The sequence below is a fragment of the Segatella copri DSM 18205 genome (assembly GCF_025151535.1).
In the GTDB taxonomy this organism is placed as follows: Bacteria; Bacteroidota; Bacteroidia; order Bacteroidales; family Bacteroidaceae; genus Prevotella; species Prevotella copri.
Genome location: NZ_CP102288.1, coordinates 1,116,467 through 1,141,510 on the forward strand (window position 1 = coordinate 1,116,467; position 25,044 = coordinate 1,141,510).

At 44.0% G+C, this 25,044-nt stretch carries 17 protein-coding genes, 2 tRNA genes and 1 pseudogene; 5 read left to right on the plus strand and 15 right to left on the minus strand.

Features of this window, described 5'->3' with window-relative positions; translation table 11 throughout:
• Positions 1-28: 28 nt before the first annotated feature.
• Positions 29-406, minus strand: coding sequence for a DUF2958 domain-containing protein (locus NQ544_RS04580; protein ID WP_040552543.1), 378 nt, complete (start codon positions 404-406; stop codon positions 29-31).
• Between the two features lie 928 nt (positions 407-1,334).
• Here NQ544_RS04580 and NQ544_RS04585 point away from each other — a divergent pair.
• A pseudogene (locus NQ544_RS04585) lies at positions 1,335-1,614 on the plus strand (hypothetical protein); the annotation flags it as partial.
• 241 nt (positions 1,615-1,855) lie between these two features.
• Here NQ544_RS04585 and NQ544_RS04590 read toward each other — a convergent pair.
• The 7 genes from NQ544_RS04590 to NQ544_RS04620 form a co-directional block, all read right to left on the minus strand.
• Positions 1,856-1,930 (minus strand) — tRNA-Thr (locus NQ544_RS04590).
• 5 nt (positions 1,931-1,935) lie between these two features.
• Positions 1,936-2,008: transfer RNA gene (locus tag NQ544_RS04595), tRNA-His, on the minus strand.
• A 697-nt stretch (positions 2,009-2,705) separates the two neighbouring features.
• Positions 2,706-3,206: a hypothetical protein gene (locus tag NQ544_RS04600; RefSeq protein ID WP_260113670.1), complete on the minus strand. Its 501-nt coding sequence runs from the start codon at positions 3,204-3,206 to the stop codon at positions 2,706-2,708.
• Between the two features lie 122 nt (positions 3,207-3,328).
• Positions 3,329-3,673, minus strand: a complete 345-nt coding sequence (locus NQ544_RS04605) for a hypothetical protein (protein ID WP_006846542.1) — start codon at positions 3,671-3,673, stop codon at positions 3,329-3,331.
• Between the two features lie 5 nt (positions 3,674-3,678).
• Positions 3,679-4,431 (minus strand): ParA family protein, encoded by a 753-nt coding sequence (locus tag NQ544_RS04610; RefSeq protein ID WP_208854993.1) that lies wholly within the window; start codon positions 4,429-4,431, stop codon positions 3,679-3,681.
• A 159-nt stretch (positions 4,432-4,590) separates the two neighbouring features.
• Positions 4,591-4,941, minus strand: coding sequence for a hypothetical protein (locus tag NQ544_RS04615; protein ID WP_208854992.1), 351 nt, complete (start codon positions 4,939-4,941; stop codon positions 4,591-4,593).
• Positions 4,942-5,374: 433 nt separating this feature from the next.
• A complete protein-coding gene (locus NQ544_RS04620) occupies positions 5,375-5,752 on the minus strand; it encodes a single-stranded DNA-binding protein (protein ID WP_006846538.1) in 378 nt (125 codons plus the stop codon).
• A gap of 981 nt (positions 5,753-6,733) precedes the next feature.
• Between NQ544_RS04620 and NQ544_RS04625 the strand changes: the two genes are divergently transcribed.
• Positions 6,734-7,510, plus strand: a complete 777-nt coding sequence (locus NQ544_RS04625; protein WP_006846534.1) for a type IV toxin-antitoxin system AbiEi family antitoxin domain-containing protein — start codon at positions 6,734-6,736, stop codon at positions 7,508-7,510.
• Positions 7,497-8,468, plus strand: coding sequence for a nucleotidyl transferase AbiEii/AbiGii toxin family protein (locus NQ544_RS04630; protein WP_006846533.1), 972 nt, complete (start codon positions 7,497-7,499; stop codon positions 8,466-8,468). The genes NQ544_RS04625 and NQ544_RS04630 overlap by 14 nt, the downstream gene beginning before the upstream one ends.
• Positions 8,469-9,166: 698 nt before the next feature.
• Here NQ544_RS04630 and NQ544_RS04635 read toward each other — a convergent pair.
• Positions 9,167-9,307: a peptidoglycan recognition protein family protein gene (locus NQ544_RS04635; protein ID WP_006846531.1), complete on the minus strand. Its 141-nt coding sequence runs from the start codon at positions 9,305-9,307 to the stop codon at positions 9,167-9,169.
• 1,263 nt (positions 9,308-10,570) lie between these two features.
• Between NQ544_RS04635 and NQ544_RS04640 the strand changes: the two genes are divergently transcribed.
• Together NQ544_RS04640 and NQ544_RS04645 are read left to right on the plus strand one after the other, a co-directional pair.
• Positions 10,571-10,666, plus strand: a complete 96-nt coding sequence (locus NQ544_RS04640) for a smalltalk protein (RefSeq protein ID WP_167529918.1) — start codon at positions 10,571-10,573, stop codon at positions 10,664-10,666.
• A gap of 407 nt (positions 10,667-11,073) precedes the next feature.
• A complete protein-coding gene (locus tag NQ544_RS04645; protein ID WP_006846527.1) occupies positions 11,074-11,307 on the plus strand; it encodes a DUF1653 domain-containing protein in 234 nt (77 codons plus the stop codon).
• A 78-nt stretch (positions 11,308-11,385) separates the two neighbouring features.
• Here NQ544_RS04645 and NQ544_RS04650 read toward each other — a convergent pair whose 3' ends face one another.
• From NQ544_RS04650 to NQ544_RS04675, 6 genes are all read right to left on the minus strand, one after another.
• Positions 11,386-15,243, minus strand: coding sequence for a M26 family metallopeptidase (locus NQ544_RS04650; RefSeq protein WP_006846526.1), 3,858 nt, complete (start codon positions 15,241-15,243; stop codon positions 11,386-11,388).
• Positions 15,244-15,392: 149 nt separating this feature from the next.
• On the minus strand, positions 15,393-16,220 hold the full coding sequence (locus NQ544_RS04655; protein ID WP_006846525.1) for a hypothetical protein: 828 nt from the start codon (positions 16,218-16,220) through the stop codon (positions 15,393-15,395).
• 47 nt (positions 16,221-16,267) lie between these two features.
• On the minus strand, positions 16,268-18,934 hold the full coding sequence (locus NQ544_RS04660) for a leucine-rich repeat domain-containing protein (RefSeq protein ID WP_006846524.1): 2,667 nt from the start codon (positions 18,932-18,934) through the stop codon (positions 16,268-16,270).
• Between the two features lie 5 nt (positions 18,935-18,939).
• A complete protein-coding gene (locus NQ544_RS04665; protein WP_006846523.1) occupies positions 18,940-20,823 on the minus strand; it encodes a hypothetical protein in 1,884 nt (627 codons plus the stop codon).
• A 14-nt stretch (positions 20,824-20,837) separates the two neighbouring features.
• Entirely contained in the window at positions 20,838-23,396 is a 2,559-nt protein-coding gene (locus tag NQ544_RS04670) for a leucine-rich repeat domain-containing protein (protein WP_006846522.1), read from the minus strand.
• 180 nt (positions 23,397-23,576) lie between these two features.
• Positions 23,577-24,665, minus strand: coding sequence for a helix-turn-helix domain-containing protein (locus tag NQ544_RS04675; protein ID WP_167529914.1), 1,089 nt, complete (start codon positions 24,663-24,665; stop codon positions 23,577-23,579).
• Between the last annotated feature and the right edge of the window lie 379 nt (positions 24,666-25,044).

Sequence of the window (25,044 nt, forward strand, 5' to 3'; positions counted from 1 at the left end):
CAGCCACTACCCACCGAGAAAAATGTTTTCAATCGTAAAGTCTGTTGAGAAAAGACTGCAACTCTCTGTCGATGATTTCAGAAAGCTGACATGGTTGGAATGGCTTTCTCTGCTCCACTCTGACCTTGCCGAGTCCGAACTTGGTTGCGTCCAACTCCACACTTGCCATTTCATTGGCAGAAATGTAGCTGTACTCAGTCTCAGCCAAACCTACAACGATGCCAAAGAGCACAAAATCATCATTCTCTCGCTGTCCTTCAAGAATGTACCAGCGAGCGTTGCCGATGAAAAACACTGCGATGCAAACTGCATCCTTCTTTTTGCTATCCTGGGAATAGAGCGGATAGTCCTGCATTGCCTTCTCCAATTCTGGAGTAATCAGGCGGTTGTTGAAATCTTTTGCCATAGTCTCTAAATTTATTTTCTCCCTTTCGTTAAGTCCTTTCGGACTTGGGATCGGGAAGCTTTTTCTGCTTTTCAAAGTGCGTACAAGGCAATAAGGCAAGTCTGATGGGAAAAATACTCTTTTGCATGTTACATGGAAAAGGAAGATTGTTACCGAATCACGACTTGCTATTTGCCAAATACGCGATAACTTTGCAGAAAAAGAATCCCGAAATCCCAAAGACGATACGGCATCAAAGCCTTCTGGTTTCAGTAAGAAGAAAAAGTATAACAGGGAATGACTGCAGGGATAGAAAAGCCGGGTGGGAATAGGCCAAGCAAGTATCAACAGTTTTTAAAACCAGCGTGTTGCTCCTTCGTAAGTCGATATAATCGGCCTCGAAAGAACAACACCCTGGCTAACTGTTCATGCTTACTGGACTATGGCGTGGGCGAAGCATTAAAAGGGACAATTAGCCGATTATCACTATAAGAACAGCTCATTTTGGTTAAAATCCGCATGTTTATACCATTTTTTTGCTGCTACGCAAAAAGATTTCGCACTATTTTTGTATCTTTGCACCCGTTAAAAGAATTTAGAAGTAAAATACAATAAAAAATCCTATACGGAAATGAATTTAAATATGCACATAACATCACAATCATTCGTTCAGAGCTATCGACGCTTTGAGCGGAATAGTTATGTACATACATCAAGTACATCAGATACAGCCGGTATAGGATTCCCATATCATTATTCGCATAGTTATTTCTATCGGGTATCGTAGCAGCGTGCCCCACAGAGAACAGAGATAATATTGAAGAGTTGGAGTTTCCTTGCCGGGAGAATCCAACTTTTTCTTTTTAGCCAAATGCTTGCATCTGCTCTGACATGGCGAGGAAAAGCTGGATAAAATCCAACCATTTTTTACGCTTAAAATGAAAGAACTATGCCAGCAAATAAGAATGCCTTAATAAGGTACAAAACTATAGACAACTGTTTAAGAAACAGATACAGAAGATGGACTCTCGATGATCTCGTGGAGGCATGTAGCGATGCACTCTACGACATGGAGGGAATCACCAAAGGAGTATGCGCCAGAACTGTTCAGATGGACATACAGATTATGAGATCTGACAAACTGGGCTACAATGCTCCTATCGAGGTTTATGACAGAATATACTACAGATACGCTGATCCAGACTACTCTATCACTGAAATGCCTTTATCCATAGAGGACTGCAAGCTGATAAAGAAGGCTATCATTCTTCTTGAAAACAAGAAGGATAAGAACAACGAAGACTCCATCCAGGTGCTCAACAAAGTACAGGACAGACTCAAATCTATTCTGAACTTTGTGTAAGGATAAAGGAGGAAAATTATGAGTGAACATCAACGAGCCATCGTCTTACAAGAAAGCTAAAAGGCTTCTTTTCAAGCAAAATTGCCTGAAAAGAAGCCTTTCTTATGTGGAGCTTCAAGTAGGATTCGGACCTACGACCTGCTCATTACAAGGGAGCTACACTACCACTGTGCTATTGAAGCATTTGGGAGTTTGATGGGGATCGAACCCATGACCACCAGAGCCACAACCTGGCACTCTACCAACTGAGCTACAAACTCCATATAAACTCCAGATGGATTTCTTTGAGAATCGCCATGCACTCGGCATAATCCAAGCAAGCTTGGCTTCTGCTCTCGCTTAAGGCGATTTCGAACCACCACCTCCAGAACCGAAATCTGGTATGCTACCAATTACACCATGAAGTTGTTTATTTTACTTGTCGCCCCAGAAGGATTCGAACCTTCGGAACCTTTCGGTTCGGCACGTTAGCAGTGTGCTGGTTTAAGCCGCTCACCCATACTTCCTTGTTTTGACGATGCAAAGGTAGAAAGGGAGAGTGAAGTCTTTTTTCGTAGCAAGAAAAAAGTTTCAAAAAAGTTGTTTATTGAGCGATTTTTCTAGAAAAAAGGGTTTAAAGAGTCTCTTTTTCGGCATTTTACGGCTTTTGAATGTGTATTCATGTACACACCTATACATATATACATTTATTCACGTCCACATGACCAACAACAATGAAAGTTAGATTTTCCTAATTGCGTCCACAGTGCGGACGTAATCCAAAAAGTTGCTATTTTTGCATCGAAGTATTCATATACGAATATCTGCGTACAAAAATAGCAACTTTCTTATGCAGGATTTTCAACGATTAAATTACCTCTGACACACCACAAAAACCGTTTTAACCCCGATATTTGTAATTTTATTGCAGATTACGGGGTTAAATCCTGTTTTTATATATGTTTAAGGCTTTTACTATCAATAAACCAATGAATAGTTCACATTGAAATAGGAGTCTGAAATCTTCATGGTTGTAATCACCATGGATTTTTCCTGGTTGGTGAAGCAGTACTGCAGGCTGGCTTCATCGGCTGAAACAAGCGTGTAGTGCTTCTTCAGATAGTCAATGACAAGCCCACGGTTCACACTTTGCTCCGTATCAATGACAGAATAGAGCGAACCGTCAAGACGGGAGAAGCTGTAAAGAACGCCTTCACTACCCTGCCCTGTCATATAGGTCAACGAGATGTTGTCGCCGGAAGTCTCAGCCACCTGGCGGTAACGCTTCATGGATTGAGCCATATAGCTCTTGACCTCATCCACATTCGCACCCATGATGTGGAATGGCTCTGTCCAAACGTCCAGTTTTGTTTCCGGACTCTCGACCTCCCCCATCGGGTCATCATTGCCGCAAGAGGTGAATACTACTGGTGAAGCCATCATCATCAGAAGGATGGCGATTGAAAGATACTTTTTCATTTTCATGACTTTTCGTTTTTGATGTTATTTAATTTCATTGTATTCATATCCACATGGGGATTTGTATCATCGTACACGTGTATCAATGTATTCATGTGTACATGGCTACACGTCCACACTTTCTACATGACTTCCCGGATGGTTTTAGTCCTGATTTTCTTGACCTTACCATACTTCGACTCATAAGCTTCAACGCCTTGTTTCATGACGTATTCCATGAAGGAACGGATGGTGAAACCTTCTTTTCGGGCGATGCTCTGAACCTTGTCAACGAGTTCCTTTGAGCATATAAAGGAGAAATGTCGCCAGGGTTCATCATTAGGCGAATCGCTCACTGCCTGAGGGTTGGGAGCAGAAATCTGTTGCTCCTGAGGATTCCCAGGAGACCTGTCAAATCTGTCCTGCGGATGAATGGCAGCCTTTCCGAGAATGTTGCCAAGCAGAATGTCCATATTCTTCTTTGCCATAGTCTTTACTGATTACGTGAAATAATTTCTTCTGTCAATGCCTGATAGTCCTTCGCTCCGTTCGACTGAGGGTCATATTCAAAGATACTCTGACCGCTGCCTGCCGATTCTGCCAGGGCGATGTTTTCACGGATGCGAGTCTGCATGGTGATAGTCTCGTAACGGGACTTCACGGCTTGCTCAACCACCTTGTTCAACTTGCGATGGTTGAATCTGGCGATGAAAACTCCTCCCAGTCTGAGGTTCGGCTTCACTCGCTGCAATGTAGAGACAAAGGAATCGAGCATTCTCATTCCTTTCAGAGGAAGAAGCTCTGGAGTCATCGGAACGATGATTTTATCAGCTGCGAGGAAAGCGTTTGTGGTGACGATTCCCAAAGATGGAGGACAGTCTATGAGAATGTAGTCATAGTTCTGCTTCACGGGTTCGAGCAGTCGGCTCAGCAGCTGTTCTCTTGCCAGGAGATTGGTCAAGGCAATCTCTGCGCTTGCCATTTCGAGGGAGGAAGGAACGAGGTCGAGGTTCTCCCTGATGTGTTTCACTGGCAGGGGTGCGCCTTCAACCAGAGAGTCAAAGATGCTTGCCTGCACTTCATCTTCATTAGGGATGAAATACAGGGTAAGATTTGCCTGACCGTCAAGGTCTATGAGCAGGACTTTCTTGCCCATACGTGCCATGCAAGCCCCGATGGAGGCTGTAGAGGTGGTCTTCGAAACGCCACCTTTATGATTGGCGAATGTAATGATTTTCAATGACATAATATAAAATCTTTTGTATATATGTATAAACGTATTCATGTGTACATGGCTCCACGTGTACGTGGCTACATGTATTAACGTGTACAAAGGTACGGGTATCTGGCGAGAGTTCCTTCACGCTTCCCCTAACAACCCAAAGTGTCAGGGGAAACGTTAGGATTACCATTCTGTATAATAACTCTGGTCGTTGGATTCACATTCCTCTGCCCATTCCTCATCCGTGAAGTCGCTATGCAGACATTCCTTGCTGCAATAGTAGGCTACTCCCATGTCAGCGCAATAACCCTCACGCATCAGCTTGCCACATTCCGAGCATCGTCTGCAAGCCCTGTCGGTGTTCCACCAATAGTCCACGAAAGACTCTGCCACCACGTCCTCGCTTGTGTTTTCATCCCACTTGTCAAGATAGAATGAAACAAACTGGTTCAACTCCTGCTCACTGAAGAGCTCCTTGTCTGTGCCGCTCACTGCCTGGGTAAGTCGGCTGAGAATTGATTTAATTGTTGTCATAATGCCATCTGATTTAATCTCCCTTTCGTAGATCAACTACTTCGGGGATGGTTAAAAATTATGTTGCATTCAGAAGGTGTTATGGCTATCCATACAAGGTTTTGTCTGCAAAATACTACCCGAAAGGTGTGGAGATTTTTCAGCAAAGCAGCGCCCTGACCTTGTAAAGATAAGACAGAACCGTTACCTTCGCAACAGAATTCTTACCGATTCCCAGAAGTCGATGAATGAAATCCTCCTATAACTGGCTATCCTTTCAGCAAGGAAAAGTATAAGCATAAAATAGAAAAAGCTGTTGTATATCTGTTGGTTATTGACGGTTTTGCATCGTTTTAATAGGGTATTAAAATGAAGCAGAATGATTAAAATGACAAGAAGTATAAGCACAAAAAAAAGCGACCCGAAGGCCGCTCTTTTATCTGGAGAGAAGGATTTACTTATCCTTCTGGGTCTTGCCCTGCTGAGAATCAGGAGCATTCTCCTTCTCAACAGCTTCGTAGAACTTGGTGGCTACGAGAATCACTCGGTTGTGCTTGACTCCCTCGGCATCCTGCCATTCCTCTGGCTTGAAGTAGCCCTCTACAGTGAGGAGTGCTCCCTTGACCAGGCGGTCGAATGAAGAGGTATTCTCGTTCTTGCGCCAAGCCTCTACATTCATGAAGGCAGAAGTGCGAGAGTTTTCATCGCCATTCTTCTCATTGCGGCTGATGGCCAGTGAGAAGCGAGCTACGCTTGCGGTTGTAAACTGATGGATGCTTGCATCCTTACCTACGAAACCAGTTACTGCGAAAGAATTTTCCATCTTTTTCATAATTCAATATTTTTAGAAGTGAAACATTTATTTTTTACGATGCTATCAGAGTTGGCAAGGAAAACATAGGAAGCAAGGAATTATCGAATTATTTCACCCTTGGGCAGGAAAAGTTTTTTGGATGAGCAGCAGACGGAAAAGTTTTTGAAAAAATTCTGAGAATAAGGCATCTGGTACTTGCAGAAATGTGGCTTGCACTAACTTTGCAGCGGAAAAAGTAAGTGTGGATGCTTCGTCCAAAAATATGAATGAAAAGGATGAGTAGAAAATATCTGCAGTTGGTTGGGTAAAGGAAAGCAGCATCCTCCTCGATGTTGTTCAAACAAACTGGTTGCGCAATACGGCTTATAAGTTCAAGAGACTGGCAGGAAAACTCACACTTCATCATGAATATGGCTAAGTTAAGGAAAGAACAATCAGACCTACGACTGCCAAGGGTAAGCATCTGTCTGTAGATGGAAGCTAACCAGAGAAGCATGATGCCTGAGACAAGAGGCAAGCTCAACCAATATCTCTTGTCAACAAGCGAAACTGCAGAGAAGGACTACGAAATTTCAGTAAGGAGAAGAAGGCAAAGTCCTGAACCGGCTAAAGAGCAGCCAAGGCAAAGTTTACGGCGCATACAGCATACAGGTTTAAGTTTACCCATGTATATATACATGTTCTTTCAAACTCAAATAGTAAACCTCTACCGATTTTTAGCCACTCAAACCAGGAAGTTTACAAGTTTAAGAAAACCATATATGTATATATGCCGAAATAAACTTGTTTATAACATATAGTCAAGGATTTTGGGAGAATCTATTTTTCCTTGCTGAAATGCAAGAATAGTTATACGAAATGGGGCAAGGTTGCATCATTCGTCTATCAATTCTAAAAATACTATAATTATTTATTTTTCTTGCCTAAACATTTGGATATTTGGAGAAAAGTTGCTATTTTTGCACAAAGTTATTCATATATAAATACTTCGATGCAAAAATGGCAACTTTTACGCCTTTATACAAGATTAGGATCTTCAACTTTGAAGATGTGATGCGTGAGATGAAATTGTCTCATGCAGGAACATCTACGGCCATATCCCGATGGCAATCTCAGAAGGTTCTGAAACCGATTAGGCGAAACATGTACGTCACTATTGATCCATCGACAGATGCTCCCATGTGTGACAAGTTCGAGTTGAGTTCCAAGATTTCAGAATCTTCATATGTTGGTTGGCACACAGCTCTTGAATTACATGGAGTTGCCCACCAACCTTTCTACAATGCCTATGTTGGCAGCAAAAGCCGTTTCAAAGATTTTGCTTTTGAAGGAATAGACTTTGTGTACTGTGCAACCCCTTTTGAACCAACTGCGGAAAATGGCGTTATAACTCCCAAGGGAAATCCTTATGTACGTGTAACTGATTTGGAACGAACAGTCATAGACTGCTGTGACCGTATAGAACGTGCTGGAGGCATTGAGGAATTGCTTCATTGCATGGAAGGAATATCACTGCTTGATGAGCCAAAACTCGAAAAGTATCTGGCATTGTACAATAAAGCATTCCTCTATCAAAAGGTAGGATTCATCCTGGAGCATAGCAAAGAGCATCATCACATAAGCGACCAATTCATAGAAATGTGCCGCTCGAAAGGTGCCTTGCATACCAAACGTCTAACCTCCACAGGCGATTCTGACACCTATTTATGTCGATGGAAGCTTTATGTACCAGAAGATTGTGTAATTGAAAAAACTATTGAAAATGAACTCATATAACAAGATATATTTAGAAAAAATAGCCAAAGAGAAGGGATTTGTCCGTGACAATCTCGAAAAGGTAATGCGTCTTTCAGAAATTTTACAATATTTCAACCAGAATGAATTTCTACACGATTCACTTGTATTAAAAGGCGGAACAGCTATCAATCTCACCGTTTTTCAGATGCCACGACTATCTGTTGACATCGACTTAGATTTTGCCAAGAATTGCAGTAGAGAAGAAATGATTAAAGCAAGAAAAAATATAAATGACGAGATTCTTGCTTATATGTCCAACGAGGGATATGTTCTAAAGCCTGGCTCTAAAAGTCCACATACACTGGACTCGTGGGTATTTGGATATATAAACGCAGGAGGAAATCCGGACAACATTAAGATAGAAATTAATTATAGTGACCGTTGCCACGTACTGCCAATGGAAGAACGTACAATCAGTATCGACTTTCTTGGAGACATAAGGGTTTGTGCCCTCGCACCGATGGAACTCTTTGCCAGCAAGCTCAACGCACTTATCAGTAGAGCTGCTGTACGAGACATTTATGACGTGTATGGTATGATACAGGCGAATCTATTTGAAACAATGGAAGAAAGAGCTCTTCTCCGTAAAATTCTCGTTTTCTACTTGGCTGTCGGTTCCAGTTGCAAAGCAGAGGAGGTTACACTTGATATCAAAAACATCAAGCACATAGAAAAACTTTCCTTCTCGCAAGTTCGTGCCCATCTACTCCCAGTATTAAGCAGAAAAGAAAAATTCGACTTTAACGCACTAAAAGAACAAGTACTTAGTTTTCTTGGTTCTTTTCTATCTTTCACAGAAGGTGAAAGAAAGTTTATTGAACACTTCAATCAGAGAGAATATAGACCAGATATTCTATTTAATGAAAGTTCAATCGTTGAACGAATAACAAGTCACCCTATGGCTTTATGGAAATGCAGACCCAAAGAGATGAAGTGAGATCCATATCGATATTAAAATCGAAATGATTAAACAACGAGGTATGTTTAATACTATAGCTTCCTCCTGTTTGAACTATCCCATTTTTTAGGATAGTTGCCCTTTTGGGCAATTCTCTATAGCTATAAAAGAAAGAAACATGTCAGAATATATTGATTTTATCACTTATCAAGACGATGCAATAATCCAACGCCCCTTACGTTATTACAGAAGACGAGGACAACCGCATCCACAACCGAAGGGAGACCTTCATCAGGGAAACAGGCACCATTAAAACGGTACTCATCACGATGATCACCTCCTATGGACTTGCGCCGGGCGGCTATTCTGATGACATCCAATGCCAGCTGACGATGGCAGATTTATTCAGATAAAAGCCGACCTCTCAAAAATGATAAAAAAACACGTTTTAGCACGAAAATGCAGATTTTGAGTGTTTACAAAGGTTAAATATGTTAAACATTCAACCCCTAAAAATGGGTGTTTGTAAAGATATATGATATACGAAATGAATGAAATCAAGTGAAACCAAGTGAAAATACGAAAATCGTAAGTAGCTGATAATAAGCATTCTTTTCATTCAGAAAGAAAGCGGCTCACAAATAGCGCGTTAACTCTTAACCGATTGAGAATCAATGACATTCATTATTTGCATCGGGAAATAAGCATAAATAGGGAACGCATGCGTTCCCTATCTGTTAGCCCCACTCCTTCTTCACATTAAAGCAGGGGCAGGCTTTGTTAGCAAATTCATTATGACCATGAATCGTGGCTAATGGATATTCCTCCTTCAGCTGCTCGATGAGGGCATGAATTAAAGTGCAAAATCGGCTATTCATGGGCTAAAAAAGGGGTTTATGTAATCAGAAAACTCTAATTTTTCCGTTTTTCATCGCTGAAAACAGGTATTGGAAGAATGCATAAAAAGCGAATGCTATGATTTACAAAGTAAATATATATTCCATTCATAACACAACATACAGGATTCGCTTTACACACAGAATATACATACTAAATAGTTATATAACAATAGGTTATCCCTTCTCATCTTAGTATTGTTATTATGTAGTTTCTAGCTTTCCGGACTATTACTACGTCAATATTTTATCAATTACTACCAAAGATAATAAAAAGTTGGCAACCAAAGAATTTTATCACGTTATTTAACGGAAAAATGCAAAATATGGGGGTTAGGAAGATGTTTTACCCCCTCTAGTATGGGTAAAAAATGCCCCTCCTCGGACATTAAATCCGTCTCTAACATGATGTATTTTTGACAAAATGCAACAGAAAACAAGGATAAAAATGTAGAATCGAACAACATATCAGCTAACTGAAGCGGCTTAATATGTAGATAATTATTATACACAAAATATTAGAGTATGAATATAACAAAATACACATAACACACTAATAACCAACATATTCAGACATACGCTAAACCTATACCAGGTAAAACTCACAAGTTCATCTTGCGTGTCATTAAGGGTCAAGGTCATTAAGGGTCATTTTCATTTTCGGGGGAGAAAAATCCCCTATAGTATATATATAAATAAATATTTATATATACTATAGCTCAAAATGACACTTTCATTTTTCTAAATGACCCTTAATGACACTGACCCTTAATGACACGCTTGTTTTTCATCCTTACTTTCCCATTGATGATTGTTTCTGCAATAAAGTTCAGATAGAAAATCAATAGAACTTATTGTATTACAGCTACTTATAGCTTTTCTCGCATAGAAAGTCAGGGTGAAAGCTTGCATTCTGCCCGAAAATGTTGTATCTTTGCACCGGCAATCGAAAGAACAGCCTTTTGTGCCTTGCTCGGGTCTTCTCTTAAGACTAACACGGGTCATAAATGATGGCAGGCGCCGGTCATCAATGAAGACCCCGAAAACGGCAGGAACGGGGCGTCCTGGGGAGTTGCAAAACAAAGGACTCTAAACATACTACAAACGACTATGATTAATTACAGCATCGTAATGCGTAGCGTGAACGCAAATCTTCTGGAAATCAACCAGGCTAGGGTGCTAGCCCCTAGCCCAGCCTATCCGCCCACAAAAAATTCAACACTCAACATTCAACATTCAAAAAAGATGAAAGCGAACACTTGGAAAACAATTCTGCAGATAGCCATCAGCATTCTGACCGCTATCGCTACTACGCTCGGAGTAAAGAGCTGCATGGGATAAAGAACATGGAGTCCACCTTATTGATATAAGCAGACTCAGCCATAAAAATGAAAATCGACCGCTCACCTCAATGCGAGGAGAGCGGTCTTTTTTTGTTTCTACCTAAAATCCGGTCATGAAGGGTCAAAGTCATTAAGGGTCATTATCATTTTCAAATCCCAAAGATTCCGGTCATTAAGGTCAAGGTCATTAAGGTCATTAAGGATTTCGGGTTTCAAAAATATCCCTCAACATCCCTCTATCTTATAAAATAAGGTTAAATCGAGTTCGCCCTGCCAACAAAATCCATCCATATAATCACTTTTCTGAATATTTTTTGTATTTTTGCAGAAATATTGCCTATTAAGGGAGTAAAGCATAGCTTATCCTCCTAGATTACAGGCGCATCATTATCAAATGATTAGAGCATGAAGAAGATATTATTCCTACACGGATTCTTCGCCACGGGAAGTTATACGCCTACTGAGCAGGAGGTGAAGACCTGGTACGCTCCCCTCGCCCAGAAAATGATGATGGAGTTTTCGGCAAAGGAAGAAAGATATTTCCAGCACTTTAAGGGCGGCAAATATAAGTTCATCCATTCTGCCTTCGACTCCGAGACTCAGGAGCGCGGAGTTAAGACAACAGTCTTTTTGGCGTAGTTTTTTAAGCTGCAAGACATACGTCTTAACTCCTTAACTTCCTTAACTCCTTTAACTTCCTGATATGCGAAAGTTCAGTTACTTTAATACTTTAATTCCATTCTTAATGACCAGTCCCTTTGTCTGAGCATCGCGCTTTCTGCCGAGCAGGTCATAAACGGCATCGGTGTCGCCCGTAGCTTTTGCGTCTATAAGGCGCAGGTCGGTGGAGGTGCCGTCGGAGTGAATCACTTTGGTGTTGCTGAATGCGCCCTTTGCCACGAAATAGCAGCGGAAGCCTTTCATCTCCACGTCTGAATTAACATGGTATATCTTGTCGCCGCTGATGACGTAGATGTTCTCACTTTCCGTTACATCGAAAGGAGTTATCATGCGCTTGTTGTATTCACCCTGCATGGTGATGGTGAGGGTGGTGTTATTTGCGGTTTGGGATGTACCAGTCGGAACGTATGTTTCAGAAGTACAAGTTATCGTCCTGTCCTTAATCTCGTAGATGTTGCCCGAAACATCTTTCGAAGGTTTAATAAGATAAGGTGTGCCGGCTGTAATTTCCGCTGCAGCGCTGAACTTCATGGTGTAGGAATTAGTCCCACTGTTATATTCCAAGCCGCTGAACGTCTCTACCTTAGTGCCGCTGCCGAACAACGGAGAAATCTCATCAGATGTTAATGAATATGGCAGGCAGATGGTGTTCCAATCATCTTTCTTCAATGCACGGCGCATCTTAATATTACAATTCTTGGCGTTATCTTCAGAGAGCGTCACGGTCATCGCCTTGTTCTCCTCGTCGAGCAATATATAGTCAACTATCTGCACGTTGTTGCCTGTTGCTCCTTCGAGCCATGCGGTGAAGGGCTGGGCTGTTGTTGTCACCGTATTTCTGACAAAGCAAGGCAAGGTGTTGTTGCCACTATATTTTGCCGTTGTGCAAGCTCCTGCAGGAACATTAGTGTTCTTGGAGAACGTTCCCTTGAAATTGCTGTAAGTCGCATTGACTGTAGGAGTAGATACTATGCCGCTGCGCATGACGAGAGGTATTGTTGTTCCTGTTGTCACTGTTGTCGTTGGAACATAGAGTATGCAAGGCACTCCGGCCGGTATGGTGTCAACCATCACCACGTTCACCTGCTCCTGTGCGCCAACCGTCTGTATCTTTCCTATTATCATCACCTTTGCGCCATCAGGCAAATCATCGCGCTCCACCACTCCTGGCAGACAAATCATGTGGTAGCCCTTGTCGGTTTGCGTCAGGTCGTAGCGAAGCTGTCCTGCAGTAGCCGTGGCATCTGCTGAACGATTGTATTGGAAGTCAGCCGACTGGTCGAGATAGCCAGTGGTGATATAGTCCTTCTTCTCGTTCGGCACATATACCGCCATGTTTGGCAGCTGCCACAGCGACACGTCGGAATAAGGATCATCAATGCTGATGTTGTAGAAATAGTTCTTCTTCGGGTTTGCTTCGGGGATGGCGTCGAAATAAGCAACCGCTCCATCCGGCGACTTCGCCATATAGTGCTTGGCGGAAACAAGCAATGGACGATAGACACCTTGCAGCCAGCCTGGCTTGCCATTGAACTTACCGTTCAATTCCGACTCTGAACCCAACTTTTTGCCACCGTTATAGTTTTCACTCACTCTGTAGTCGGAACATACAAAATAGTTGCCATTTGATTCGTTATTAAGGCCATTGGTGATTCCGTATGTATTTCGGGTTTCCTTCACGCTTGCCTCCACTTTGACATCAAACGAGGCATAGCAATTGAATATGCCTTCAGGGGATTCTGCCGATGTGTTTACTGTTCTATTGCCGTCATAGATGGCAATCCCTGCCACATTATAAGTACTGAACGTTTGTTCCTTGACGATAAATCTTCCCTTGAAATAGCAATCGTGGATGGAAGAGCCCTTAGCGAGTTGGAAGGCGAAGGTTGACGCATAACCCAACTGGTCCCAAGGCGTACTGAAGGATATCGCACCCGAAACATAGCAGTTGCTCACCTCAGCCTTATTGTTCTCGTCTCCAACCGACCTCGCAAGTGCCGTGGCATAATTGCCGTCCCAAATGTCGCAGTCAACGAGGGCAAGGTTCTTCACCGTGCCATACATATAGCCGAAGAGGCTCTTGCGCAGACCTATGATGGCATGGCCACAGCCGTCAAGATGTCCCTTGAAAGGCCTTTCACTAACATTACCAATACAGTTGTCCAGAGCACCGGTAATATGTATGTCGAAGCCTAACTTGAAAAACTTGCCCTCGAAAGAACTTCCATTGTTGACTGATTCCATCAATCTCTTAATGTCATCTTCAGTTTTTATGATATATGCCGAATTTTCAGACATGCCATCTCCTGTATAGTCAGAGAGCACACCGCCGCAAGCTACAGGCATGGGCAGGCCGTTAAGGCTCGCGTCGCTCATTCCAGTCAGCTTGCCCCACATGTTGCTGCCTGCTTCGGCATTCAGTGTCCTGAGAAAGTCATCATCCTTCATCTGGGCAAGGGTCTTGGAGTATTGCGCTGGAGCAATAGAATGTTTGCATTCAATGCTTTTACCGTTAGTAGTTTCAAAGTGGTAATAGTCCTGATGCTTCTTATCCCCAAATATTAAGTTGCATACTTGGTCAATGTGAAAATCATCTGCATCAACATCGATTACATTCCCTACAGAATAAACGACATTGTGCTTGTATTCATCGCCGAAAAGACAATAATTGGCAACAGGAGCAACTAAGGCATTTTTTTCGGCGGTGCAGTGAACATCAAATTTTCCGTAAAACGCACAGCCATTTACCTTTGATCTATTATTACCAATACCGCAAACCCGCAAAGACTTCGTTTTCACTTTGTTGGCAGCATCTCCTATTCTTATATTCCCGAGATACGCACAATTGTTAATTGTCATATTAACGTCATGTTCATACTCTGTCTCAGCTCTTGAAGCAAGTCCCCCGACATAACAAGCATTAATTTGTGCAAGAGGAGAATTGATATTAATATCCATTGAGCTAAAACAATTACTAAATCTACCACGATCTGGTGTGCGCCCACAAATTCCACCGGCATAAAGAGCCTTAACATTATGATTGCCATGATATTCAATCTCACCAACTGACGAACAGTCATCCATATTTATTTCGTTAAATTCACTAATTACATTACCAATAATTCCACCAAGAGTTCTAACATCAGCGACATCATTTACACATAATCTGATATTCCCACTGAATTTACAATTAGAAAGATGCGATATAATATATGAATAAGCCCCTCCTGGAATACATCCTATTAAACCTCCAATGTACGCCGCATTTTTCGTTTCAACATTTATGAAAGACTTGGAAACTGTACAATTGAGAAATGTAGATTCGGAAGAATAACCACAAAGGATTCCGAAAGATATACCTTTTCCGTCCCCTTCTTTACGTTCAATATAGCAATCCTCCATATTGATGTTTTTGATGAGTGCCTCGTCAATAGCTCCGAACAAACCGTTATACCTTTTTTTGCTGTCAGAACATATACAAACCATTCCTCTTATCGTATGCCCGCATCCGTCGAATCTGCCCATGAAGTCATCATTGTATATTACTCCATCTTCACCGATAGGTTTCCAAAGATTATACGCACTCAGAGATTTCTTCAGGCTTTTGCCGTCATCGGCGATGACGTCATCGTTGAGCGTGATGTCGTTGGTAAGTACGAAATACTTGTCCTTGTAATACGTGTTTGCGTCCGTCACCATATAGGCGAGGTTGGCAAGATGCTGGGCGGTCTCAATCCTGTAGGGATCATACGAGGAACCGTCGCCGCCGCCAAAAGGCGTTTCCGGCTTCGTTGTAGGATAACTCCACGTGTCAGCCGCAAGACATACACTCTGCCCTCCCGCCACAAACAGCAGGACGAGGCTCATAATGATTAGATGTAACTTTGTCTTCATACTCAATAATGTTAGTTAATTCAATATTTTGCGGCAAAGGTACGAAAAAGATTTGAAAGTCACTTGTCAATAAAGAAAAACTTTCGGTCAATAAAGAAAAAAGTGACTTTTCACGTCGGAAAAGCCACTTTTATTATTAATAATGATTATTATTCAGCCACGAGTCGTACAGGACGGATGACACAGCCTGTCATCCTGCGGCATGTGGTGAACACGCCTGCAGAGCCATCGCCAAATCCCATACCCCATATATTATAAGGTGTACCGAGGGTTGAGCTGAGATAGTTGCCCTGAATGCCTACATAGAGGAATTCCTTCTCTATTATTCTTCCCGTAGCTGGCAGGAAGATGTAGTTATCAGGATTCGACTTGCTTGAAATCTTCATTCCCGGTTTTCCCGTCTCGTCGATGAAGGTCATTTTCATTTCTCCGTCCTTGCCCCATGTAACCGATTGGTTGTTGGCATCCAACAGGGCTTGCCATACGGCACGCGACGGAATCTGCCAGTCGCCTCCGAGCAAGTTGTGGGCTGCATCATCTTCTGCCGACAACTGCTCGTTCTCAGTCTGGTATTTCGTGTATCGTGTTCCGTCATAGTATTGCGCATTATCCAATGTATATCCATCCGTCTTGCCCGAAATCCATGCCGTGGGAGACAAAGAAGTGGCAGTGCGCTCGTATGCTGTACACCATGGTTCAGGAGCTGCCCATGAGAAATAGTCGCCGAAGTCGCTCTCCGCTTTGGCAAGTCCCCTTGCCGTCAGGTTGGTCTTGGCAAAGATAAGCCTGTAGTTCTTACCGTCGATGTTAAACACTCCCATATCCACCTGTTGCGAAGGCTCCACCACTCCGTTCTTCTGGATAACATAAGAGCTTGTCTTGTTCTCGTCATCATCATCGGAACATGCCGACAATGTCGTAATTGTGAGTGCACCTGCTATCGCAAGTCCCATCACTGAAAAAAATGTCTTCTTCATTTAAAAATTCTAATTACTATTATTACTTTGGGGTTATTATTTAAACTCTATTTATTCACTCTCACCTTTCCACCTTTTATATATATACCCTTCTCGGCCTTCTTCTCCATGCCGCGAAGATCGTAGATACGCACTCCATCCTTGGTGTCAACAATGATGGAATTCATTCCCGTAGGTGTGGCGATATGCTTGAACTCCTTCCACACCTCGGCATTGCGATAGGCAGCCTCCGAACCTTCGGGCACGATGAGGATAGCCTGCTCGGTGACAGGCGACTGGAATGCCTCAGCCTCGGCTGTCGGAGGCTCTGTGGCAAGCACTTCCACTACGCGGATGTTGTCGCAACCGGCGAATGCCTTTGCACCTACGAAATTGCAGGTGGCAGGGAGGTGCACCTCTTCAAGATGGGGATTGTTGGCAAATGCCTCCCATATGATGAGGTTGAGAGCCGTTTGCGATAGGTCAACACGCTTGAGTGAGGAGCCCGAGAAAGCCTGATTGCCAATACATTCCAAGGTAGCTGGGAATGACAGTTCTTCGAGTGCGCTGCAGTTTTCAAACGAGTTACACTCTATCAATCGAAGATTTGAGGGCAGTTTCACGCTCGTCAAATTGGGACAGTCACAGAACAGACCTGTTGATAGTTCCGGCATACTGTCAGGTAAAACGACGTGTTCCAAACCATCTAATCCAGAGAGCGCAAAGGGACTAATATCTACCTTATCAGGAAAGACGAGTTCCTTCAGGTTTGAACATCCGCAGAAAACTTCTGCCCCAAACGTCTCCAGGTGTTCGGGCAAGGTGACTTGTGCTATGTTGGTGTATGCTAATGCTTGCGAATCAAGATATTTGAGCGTAGAAGGCAAGTGCAAATTCGTCAGATTGTTGCCTATAAAAGCACCTACACCGATATATTCCACACCTTCGGGAATGACAATATCCTTCATGCCACAGTTGTAGAACGCGTTTGGACCTATAAACTTCACACTGCCCGGAATAACAATACCGTTGGGCAATTTACTTTCACGGAAGGTCTCGCCGTTAATATCCTCTATGCCATCGGGCAGGACAAACTTCTCAAACGCACGTTTGTTGTTGGCAAAAGTAAGAGAAGAGATGGTGTGAACACCGGAGGGGAGCACTATCTCAGAAGGGAGATTAGTTCTACAGAATGCCCAGCCTTCTATCTCCTCCAAGTCATCAGGCCAGTTGATCTCAGACAAATTTTCGCAACTGTAGAAAGCATTGAAAGGAATGACCTTCAGATGCGGAGGCAGCACCACCTTCTCCAACTGTTCGCTATATCTAAAGGTATAGGAGCCCAGTTCTTCTACAGTAGAGGGAAGAATAGCCTGCTTCAATGCCGAATACCTGAAGTTGCCCTCGCCAATGCGTCTCAAACCTTCAGGAAAATCCAAGCGGTTAATCACCCTATACCGTCCAATGGCATAGTCTGCAATCTCCGTTGTACCGATTGGCAGAGTGAAAGTACTGTCAACGATCGTTGAGGTATGTACATAGAGCAAAGACAGACCGTCACTATTCTTACAAACGAGCATACTGTCGGGAGTGAGCTGGAGCGTAGGATGTCTCTCGGCAATAATAATGTTCTTCAGGCTGTCACAATGTTCCATGGGATTGCCCCCAAACTCGGTGAGGCTCTTGGGGAACGAGATGGTCTTGAGATGCGCGTTCTCACCGAATGCATTGCAACCAAGTTTCACCACACCGTCAGGAATGATGACCTCTTCAATTGGACAGTATTTGAATGCGTTGTCTCCTATCTCCTTTATGCCCTCATGCAGCAGGTCAAGAGAGGTGAAGGGGCAGTTGTAAAAAGCATAGGCGGGAATGGAAGTGACACCCTTAGGAAGCGTCACATGAGTCAACAGAGTGTTAGAGTAAAATGCCCGCTCACCAATCTCCTTCAATGTCTCAGGCAACACTATTTCTTTCAGTTTGGTCGAGCTGAAACATCCAGAACCTATCTTCTCAACGTTGGCAGGAAGGTGGACCTCCTCCAAATTAGAGCAATAAAGGAACAGACTATCGGGCACTTCCTTCAGGTGGTCCGGCAGGGTGAATTTCGTCAGAGGACTATTCTTACTCGTAATAAAACTGAAGATACCCGCCCCCAGGGTCTCTATTCCATCAGGAAAGGAAGAAACAGAAATGGAATAACATCCTCTGAAAGCACATCTGCCGATGTGCTTCAACGTCGATGGGAACTCCGAGAGTTCAAGATATTTACAACTATAAAAGGCCCAATCGCCTATTGACACAAGCCCTTCTGGAAGGTTGATGCGTTGCAACGTACTATTCCAGAACGCATTGTCACCTATCGACTCAAGCCCTTCTGGAAGGTTGATGCGCTGCAATTTACTATTCCTGAACGCATTGATGCCTATCGACTTGATGGTCTTTGGCAACACCACTTCTTCCAAACCATTGGAGTAATAACACCCATCGCGATAGATGAAATTGTTGCCAATGGCTGTCACGGTATAGGTGTTGCCATCCTTGGTCTCGATGGTTTCGGGGATGATGAGTGTCCCCTTTGATTCGGTGTAATACGTTCCGCTCACCTCAGCCGTCATTGTCTCGTCGTCGCAGAGGAAGGCAAGTGTTGGTGAGTAGTGGTAGAACTTCTTCGCATCGGCATTGGCGGTGCCTAACGCCACCAATGCCATAAAAATCAAACCTGCTTTGTTCATAATCCCTAATTCTTGACTCTCAATTTTCCTCCTTGTATATATATGCCCTTCTTCGCTTCTTTCATTTTTATTCCTCTAAGGTCATAGATATAATCGGGAGTAATTGCTTTTGTCGAATCCTTGATGTTGTCTATAGATGTGGTATTGCCGAGCGAGACTTCAGCGGCATTCACCACGGTGCCTCCCGGGTTGACAAGCATTGCCACAAGGTGAAGGTTGTTTTTGTCGCGGATGTTTATTTCCGACAGGTCGAGCGTGGCGCTGTAGGTCTGTGGAACATCCTTGATGATTGGAGCCGTTATGCTGCCATCGATGCCGGACAATGCACCCCAACATGCCCTCACCTGGTTTTCAACATTATAATTGGTCAATATAAAATAGGCATTGACAAACTCGTCGAACTCCTCGGGCAGTTCTACCTTGCTCCCGTAAAAGCCGTTCACGATGGCTTCGTTCACCCAGTTCGGATCGTCCATTCCCACCGTAAGCAGAGGACTTTCCTTCAGGTAAAGTTCAAGATGGTAGGGAGCATCCTCACGGTCGTAGAGGAAGGTAGTGGCTACGTTCACATCAATCGCCGAACATTCGCTGTCATGCCATCTTGCGTCAATTCCCACTGTGGCTTCAGATACGAGGGCATTGATAAAGTCAAATGCCTCATTGGTGGAATACACCATCTCCGACTGGTCGTCGTACAGGTGATATCCTCTATATGGGTCGATGGCTGGCAAGGCGCGGTCGAAGCAGAAGTTGCCGAGATTGTTGTAGTAATACTTTCTCACCACATCCTGATAGTCGTCACACTTGAAGTAGTCTCCGCTGTTGGCTCCCAAGATGATTGCCTTGTCCCCATAGAGTTCCTTCAGTTTGCGCTCGCCGACGATGTTCAGCGGCATCATGCCCTTTGAGGCGTTTCGGAAACTCTCTACAATAGTGTATCTTGGTGCAGACTCTGGCACGGTGACGAGCATCAGCTTCATGTTCTTTGCGTCTGAAGTGTTGTCCACCCCATCCACCTTAGTAATCTCAACGTTCATGGCATGACATCCGTCGGTGTCGGGAGCGTCAATCGTACCCACAATGGAGCTCAGTCCAAATGCCTTGAAAGGATACTGGAACGTATAGGTATATTCCTTAGTCTCGCCGCCGTCGATGTTTATAGTGTATGTGAGTGACTTTATCTCCTTCGCGCTGAGGTTTTTCACAGGCAGGATATACTCGAAATTCTTCTCTCCTGTTTTCTTCACATACTCCGTCTTTTCATACAGGGCCACACTGTTTTCCTCCACAGTCCTCTCCTTGATGTGGGCAGTAACGGCAGCTGCGCCGAAGGTTTTGCCCACTGGTGTCCAGAACAGCTCGCCATCATCACTCTTGCATGTGATGCACATAGTCTCATCAGATGAGACAGTGCCGCCTTCAGGGTCAGTTGTCCATGTGAAAATGTCAGGAGCATTCTCTTCCGTTGGCTTTGAGCTGTAGCCAATATATGCCCCTCCAAACGGAACGGTATAGTCCTCTGGCAACTTGACGCTCACGCGCCATCTACCCTTTGCGTCAGGCTCAGTAGGCAGTTCGCTCGGCGTGAGCACCATATCAAAGTTGTCGAGGCTTTGGCTCAGCTTGCTTGTCACGAAAAGGCGGATGTCTGTCAGACGCGATATTTCAGTGGCATAAAATGCCAACTCGTCAATCACACATCCCTCCATCTCCTGCGGCATCGTTGCCACTGCATAGTTGTTTACAATAAAATTTGATTCTGACGACCAAACGTAGCTATCCGGCTGGTCGTTCCACCAGTAGTCTTCCTTGACCACCTGCTTTTGTGCCATTGCTGCCACTGCCATAGTAAGCATAACGGCAATTAATGAAATACTCTTCTTTATCATAATTCTTGATTACTTTAATTCTTCATTACTTTCCTCGCCTTTCCATTGCTTCTCACAATGTTCAGGCCGTGGTGCAAGATGTCGCGACGCTTGCCGTCAATGCCGTAAATCTGCTCGGCGGGAGCGTTGGAGTCGGTCTTCACGCTGCTGATACCTGTTGTCGTGTACTCTGTAATGTTCTTGAAGCGTCCCCAATATGTGTCAAGCTCGTAGGCATTTTTCGTTCCAGCTGGCACATAGAGTGTGGCTTTCTCAAATATATCAGATTCGAAAGGCTCTGTGGTTGGAGATACCACATTCTCTGAGCGCAGGTAGATCGACTTTATATCAAAGCAAACAAAGAACGTCTCTTCGCCCCAACTCTCCACGCCACTTCCAACGACAACTGTCTCAAGTCCTTCGCAGCAACCAAATGCAAAGTTTCCCAATGCCTTGACACCATCGGGAATAACCAATTCCTTGGTATTCAACAGGTCTGCCGAACTTCCATAAATGGTTGTCACCGTCTCTGGAATGTCATAATTATCAAGCATTGGCGGTATTTTCACCAAGCCTGTAAGGTCTTTGGTCAGAAGCATACCGTTTTTCACTGTATAGTTTTGATTTCCCTCCGCAACTGTCACTTCCCTGAGTTGCTCCATAAACCAGAATGCCTCCTCTATGGTGGTCACACTGGCAGGGATATGAATCGAGGTGAGGTTGTTGCAGCCCAATGCGGAGTCACATATTCTCTCAAGTCCCTCCGGCAAGGTCAGGCTTGCCATTCCGTACGCCCCGTACATTGCCATAGGCTCCAATGACTTGACCGTAGAGGGGACAACGACTCTGACGTTACTTCCTGCTCTTGAAGCTCCAATCAGTGCATATACCTTTGTCTTGTCAGCCGACATCAGCAATTGGTCGGAGAATACGAAATTCTTGTTGCCCTCTGCAATCACTATGTTTTCCAAATCTTCGCAGAAAACAAGTGAGCCGCCCTCAATAGTCTCCACGGAGGCCGGAATAGTCAGTGTATTGAGTTGCTCAACGAAAGTGAACGCCCCGTCGCGGATTGCCTTAAGTGTTGAAGGCAGGGAAACGCTGGCCAACTTGCAGGAGCATAAAGACCACCCGCCTATCTCGGTCACGACGTAGTCAACACCATCGACGGTGATTGCCTCTGGAATGACTATGTCGCCGGAATACTTAGGGCATAGCTCTATTGACTGGCTGCTGTCAGAGTCCCAATATCGATAACACACCACGGTGGCTGTCATGTCCTCGCGGTTTAGGTCGTAGGCTATGCCATCCACCACTACCGACTCTGCCGATGCTTCGCCGGGATGCTGATCGATGCCTGCGAGCGAGTATTCCTTTATGTTCTTGAAGTTCTTCCAATTAGCAGCGGCAGCGTAGATATCCTTCGAGCCTTCGGGCACATAGAGTGTGACATTCTCTTCCGCATCGCCTGAATAAAAGGCATCGCCTTCCAATGTTGCGGGCTTGTTGCCCCTCACGAAGACTGACCGCAATGCCAAGTTATTCCAAAAGGTGAAGGACTCGATAAGCTCCAGTCCACCACCAATGACGAGTGTCTTGAGCTGCTGGTTGTTAGTCACGGCAAATAATGAAATCTCCTTCACCGATTTGGGTATGACGAGAGCCTTCAGGGCGGTGTTTTCTATGGCACCTTCACACACCTTCGTCACCGTCTCAGGTATCGCCAGACTCGTACATGCTGGCGACACCCAGTAAAGCATTGTCTTGTCGGTATCATACATTGCGCCGCCCTCGATCTTGTAGTTCCTGTTGCCCTCAGACACTATGATTTCCCTCAGGTTTTTGGACAACAAGACAAAACCTCCAGAAATATGGGTTACTGTGGAAGGGATTGTTATAGTAGTGATGCTGGTACTGGAGAAAGCCATATAACCTATCGAATCCAGTCCCTCGGGCAGGGTAATCTCGTTCACCCCTTCGCAGAGTGAAAGCGCACACGCTCGAATAGTCTTTACAGTGGAAGGAACGGTGACACTCACCGGTTTGTCCTTGTCGCTCTCACCAAACAGATGCAGCAACGTGGTCTTGTCGGCGGTCATCAGCATGTTCGACTCAAGAATATAGTTCTTGTTGCCCTCTTCAATAGTGAAATCGTCGAGTTTCGGACAAGAGCAAAACGGACGTTCCCCTATATCCTCCACCGATGCCGGCAAGTTTGCCTTGACAAGTTCGGGGCAGTAGTCAACTGAGCGGAATCCCATCTTCCTGATTGTCGATGGCAGTTTCAGAGAGGTAATGTCGGACATGCCGAATGCCATCTTCTCCAGTTCCGTAACCTTGTAGTCAATGCCATCAACGGTTATTGACTCAGGCACGACGACATCGCCCTTATACCCTTCGGACAGTTCGTTTCCATCCTTGTCTGTTGCATAGTGGGGAACCACTGACGCTTCCTTCGTGGTCTCGTTTAGGGAATAGCCCAAGCCATCCACCAAGACACAATTTTCAAACTCTTTGTAATCACTCTGAGACTGTGCCTTTACTGTGCAAGTCATTAAAAGAATTACCGTAAGTAAAAAATATAAATGCTTCATAACAATAAATATTTATAAAAAAACAATGCAAAAATACGAGAAAAAAACGAAAGAAACTTGTCAAAACGGAAAAAAAAATCAGTCAAAACGGAAAAATGTTTGTCAAAACGGAAAAAAGAGAGTTCTTAGGGCTGTTTTTACCGTTTTTCTACCTTTTTTGCGATGTTTTCCCTTCTTTGGCTACTCGTTTTCCTCCGCCTTCGTCATTTTCTCGAAGAGATATTTCCTTGGGCTTATTCCCTTGAATTTCGCAAATTGGCGGTAGAAAGACGAGATGGAATTAAATCCGCTCTTGATTGAAATGTCTATTATCGTCCGCTTGCTGTCCTGCGGCAAGGCATCAATAATACGGCACGCCTCTTCCACACGATACTTGTTCACAAAGTCGTGGAACGACATGTTCAGGTTGCTGTTCAGATATTCGGAAAGATAGGTTTTGTTGGTGCCTATCTTTGTAGCCAGGTCCATGATAGTGAGTTTTGACATGAGGAAGAGCTTCTCTTGTTCCATTAACAGCTGAATGCGCGATTCTATGTATTTGTAGCGTTCTTGCTTCCGCATGTCGGCCTCTGTCTCCGTCAGTCCTGTCTCGTCGGTGTCGCCGGCAGGACTGCCATTATTCTGGAATAACATTTTCAGCACCCTGTGCCTTTGGGCGAACTTAAACACTATAGTCCACAACACCATGCCTGAGATGTTGAAAATGACATCGCTGAGCCACACGGCGTTTTGGAACATCAGTTCGTAGAGGACGAAAGAGCCGAAAGAGGCATAGCACGACAGCATCACCCAAACGACATCCACATTCTCGGTGTAGGAATAGTTTTCATACAGCATTTTGCGGTATCTCACCGCAAACACAGTAACATAGACCAACGTTAAGGCAGAAATGGCGAACGCCACACAGGAAGCGATTAGTTCAATCGCCTTGAAGGGCAAGAAAACGTATATAAGGGCAAACGACGCGAGAAACGCCACCGAAGCCCATGTCTGCCGCATGGAAACAGCTCCCGGTCGAACCACTTCGAGGAAGAAGGCGGAAATCACGGGTATGTAAACCATGTCCAATATGCCGCAAATGTTGTTCAAGTGGGTGGAATATTTTATCGACGTGAAAGCGAACAGCACGTCTTTGGCATAGCAAACAGCAATGAGAAGCGATGAAAAATAGAGCAGCTTCAGCATATAGCTGCGTTTCTCGTATTTCCTGAGCATGAAGCACCAAAAGACAAAGAATATGGTCACGCCACCGCGAGTGTAGTGTGCCAAGGCTTCCAACGATTGTATGTCGAGTATCATAGAATGAGCTTTTTGAAGTGTTTTTATTATTAATGAGAACCTACCTGCTTTACTTTTTTGCCTGTTTACGGCTATCCGACATTAATGTCAAACCCATAAAGAAGGAAGAACATCACCATTATTCTTGTGCAAAGGTAGTGTTTTTATTTCAAAAAAACGTCCAACAAAGCGAAAAAAAACTCTCATTACACCAAATTTGGCAAAAATATACTCCAAAAAGGCTTCTCGTAATTCTTAATTGAGTCACCTTGAAAAAGTGTCATCAAAACATATGGGTACCTCAAAATGCTTATAGTTTAAAACTTAAAAGCATAAAAAGAACTATTCTGCATGAAATTTATAGTATAAA

What these genes read in the sequence shown, in the direction of transcription:
- NQ544_RS04580 (WP_040552543.1), bottom strand. Translation starts at nt 406, where the DNA reads ATGGCAAAAGATTTCAACAACCGCCTGATTACTCCAGAATTGGAGAAG.
- NQ544_RS04600 (WP_260113670.1), bottom strand. Translation starts at nt 3,206, where the DNA reads ATGAAAAAGTATCTTTCAATCGCCATCCTTCTGATGATGATGGCTTCA.
- NQ544_RS04605 (WP_006846542.1), bottom strand. Translation starts at nt 3,673, where the DNA reads ATGGCAAAGAAGAATATGGACATTCTGCTTGGCAACATTCTCGGAAAG.
- NQ544_RS04610 (WP_208854993.1), bottom strand. Translation starts at nt 4,431, where the DNA reads ATGTCATTGAAAATCATTACATTCGCCAATCATAAAGGTGGCGTTTCG.
- NQ544_RS04615 (WP_208854992.1), bottom strand. Translation starts at nt 4,941, where the DNA reads ATGACAACAATTAAATCAATTCTCAGCCGACTTACCCAGGCAGTGAGC.
- NQ544_RS04620 (WP_006846538.1), bottom strand. Translation starts at nt 5,752, where the DNA reads ATGAAAAAGATGGAAAATTCTTTCGCAGTAACTGGTTTCGTAGGTAAG.
- NQ544_RS04625 (WP_006846534.1), top strand. Translation starts at nt 6,734, where the DNA reads ATGGCAACTTTTACGCCTTTATACAAGATTAGGATCTTCAACTTTGAA.
- NQ544_RS04630 (WP_006846533.1), top strand. Translation starts at nt 7,497, where the DNA reads ATGAACTCATATAACAAGATATATTTAGAAAAAATAGCCAAAGAGAAG.
- NQ544_RS04635 (WP_006846531.1), bottom strand. Translation starts at nt 9,307, where the DNA reads ATGAATAGCCGATTTTGCACTTTAATTCATGCCCTCATCGAGCAGCTG.
- NQ544_RS04640 (WP_167529918.1), top strand. Translation starts at nt 10,571, where the DNA reads ATGAAAGCGAACACTTGGAAAACAATTCTGCAGATAGCCATCAGCATT.
- NQ544_RS04645 (WP_006846527.1), top strand. Translation starts at nt 11,074, where the DNA reads ATGAAGAAGATATTATTCCTACACGGATTCTTCGCCACGGGAAGTTAT.
- NQ544_RS04650 (WP_006846526.1), bottom strand. Translation starts at nt 15,243, where the DNA reads ATGAAGACAAAGTTACATCTAATCATTATGAGCCTCGTCCTGCTGTTT.
- NQ544_RS04655 (WP_006846525.1), bottom strand. Translation starts at nt 16,220, where the DNA reads ATGAAGAAGACATTTTTTTCAGTGATGGGACTTGCGATAGCAGGTGCA.
- NQ544_RS04660 (WP_006846524.1), bottom strand. Translation starts at nt 18,934, where the DNA reads ATGAACAAAGCAGGTTTGATTTTTATGGCATTGGTGGCGTTAGGCACC.
- NQ544_RS04665 (WP_006846523.1), bottom strand. Translation starts at nt 20,823, where the DNA reads ATGATAAAGAAGAGTATTTCATTAATTGCCGTTATGCTTACTATGGCA.
- NQ544_RS04670 (WP_006846522.1), bottom strand. Translation starts at nt 23,396, where the DNA reads ATGAAGCATTTATATTTTTTACTTACGGTAATTCTTTTAATGACTTGC.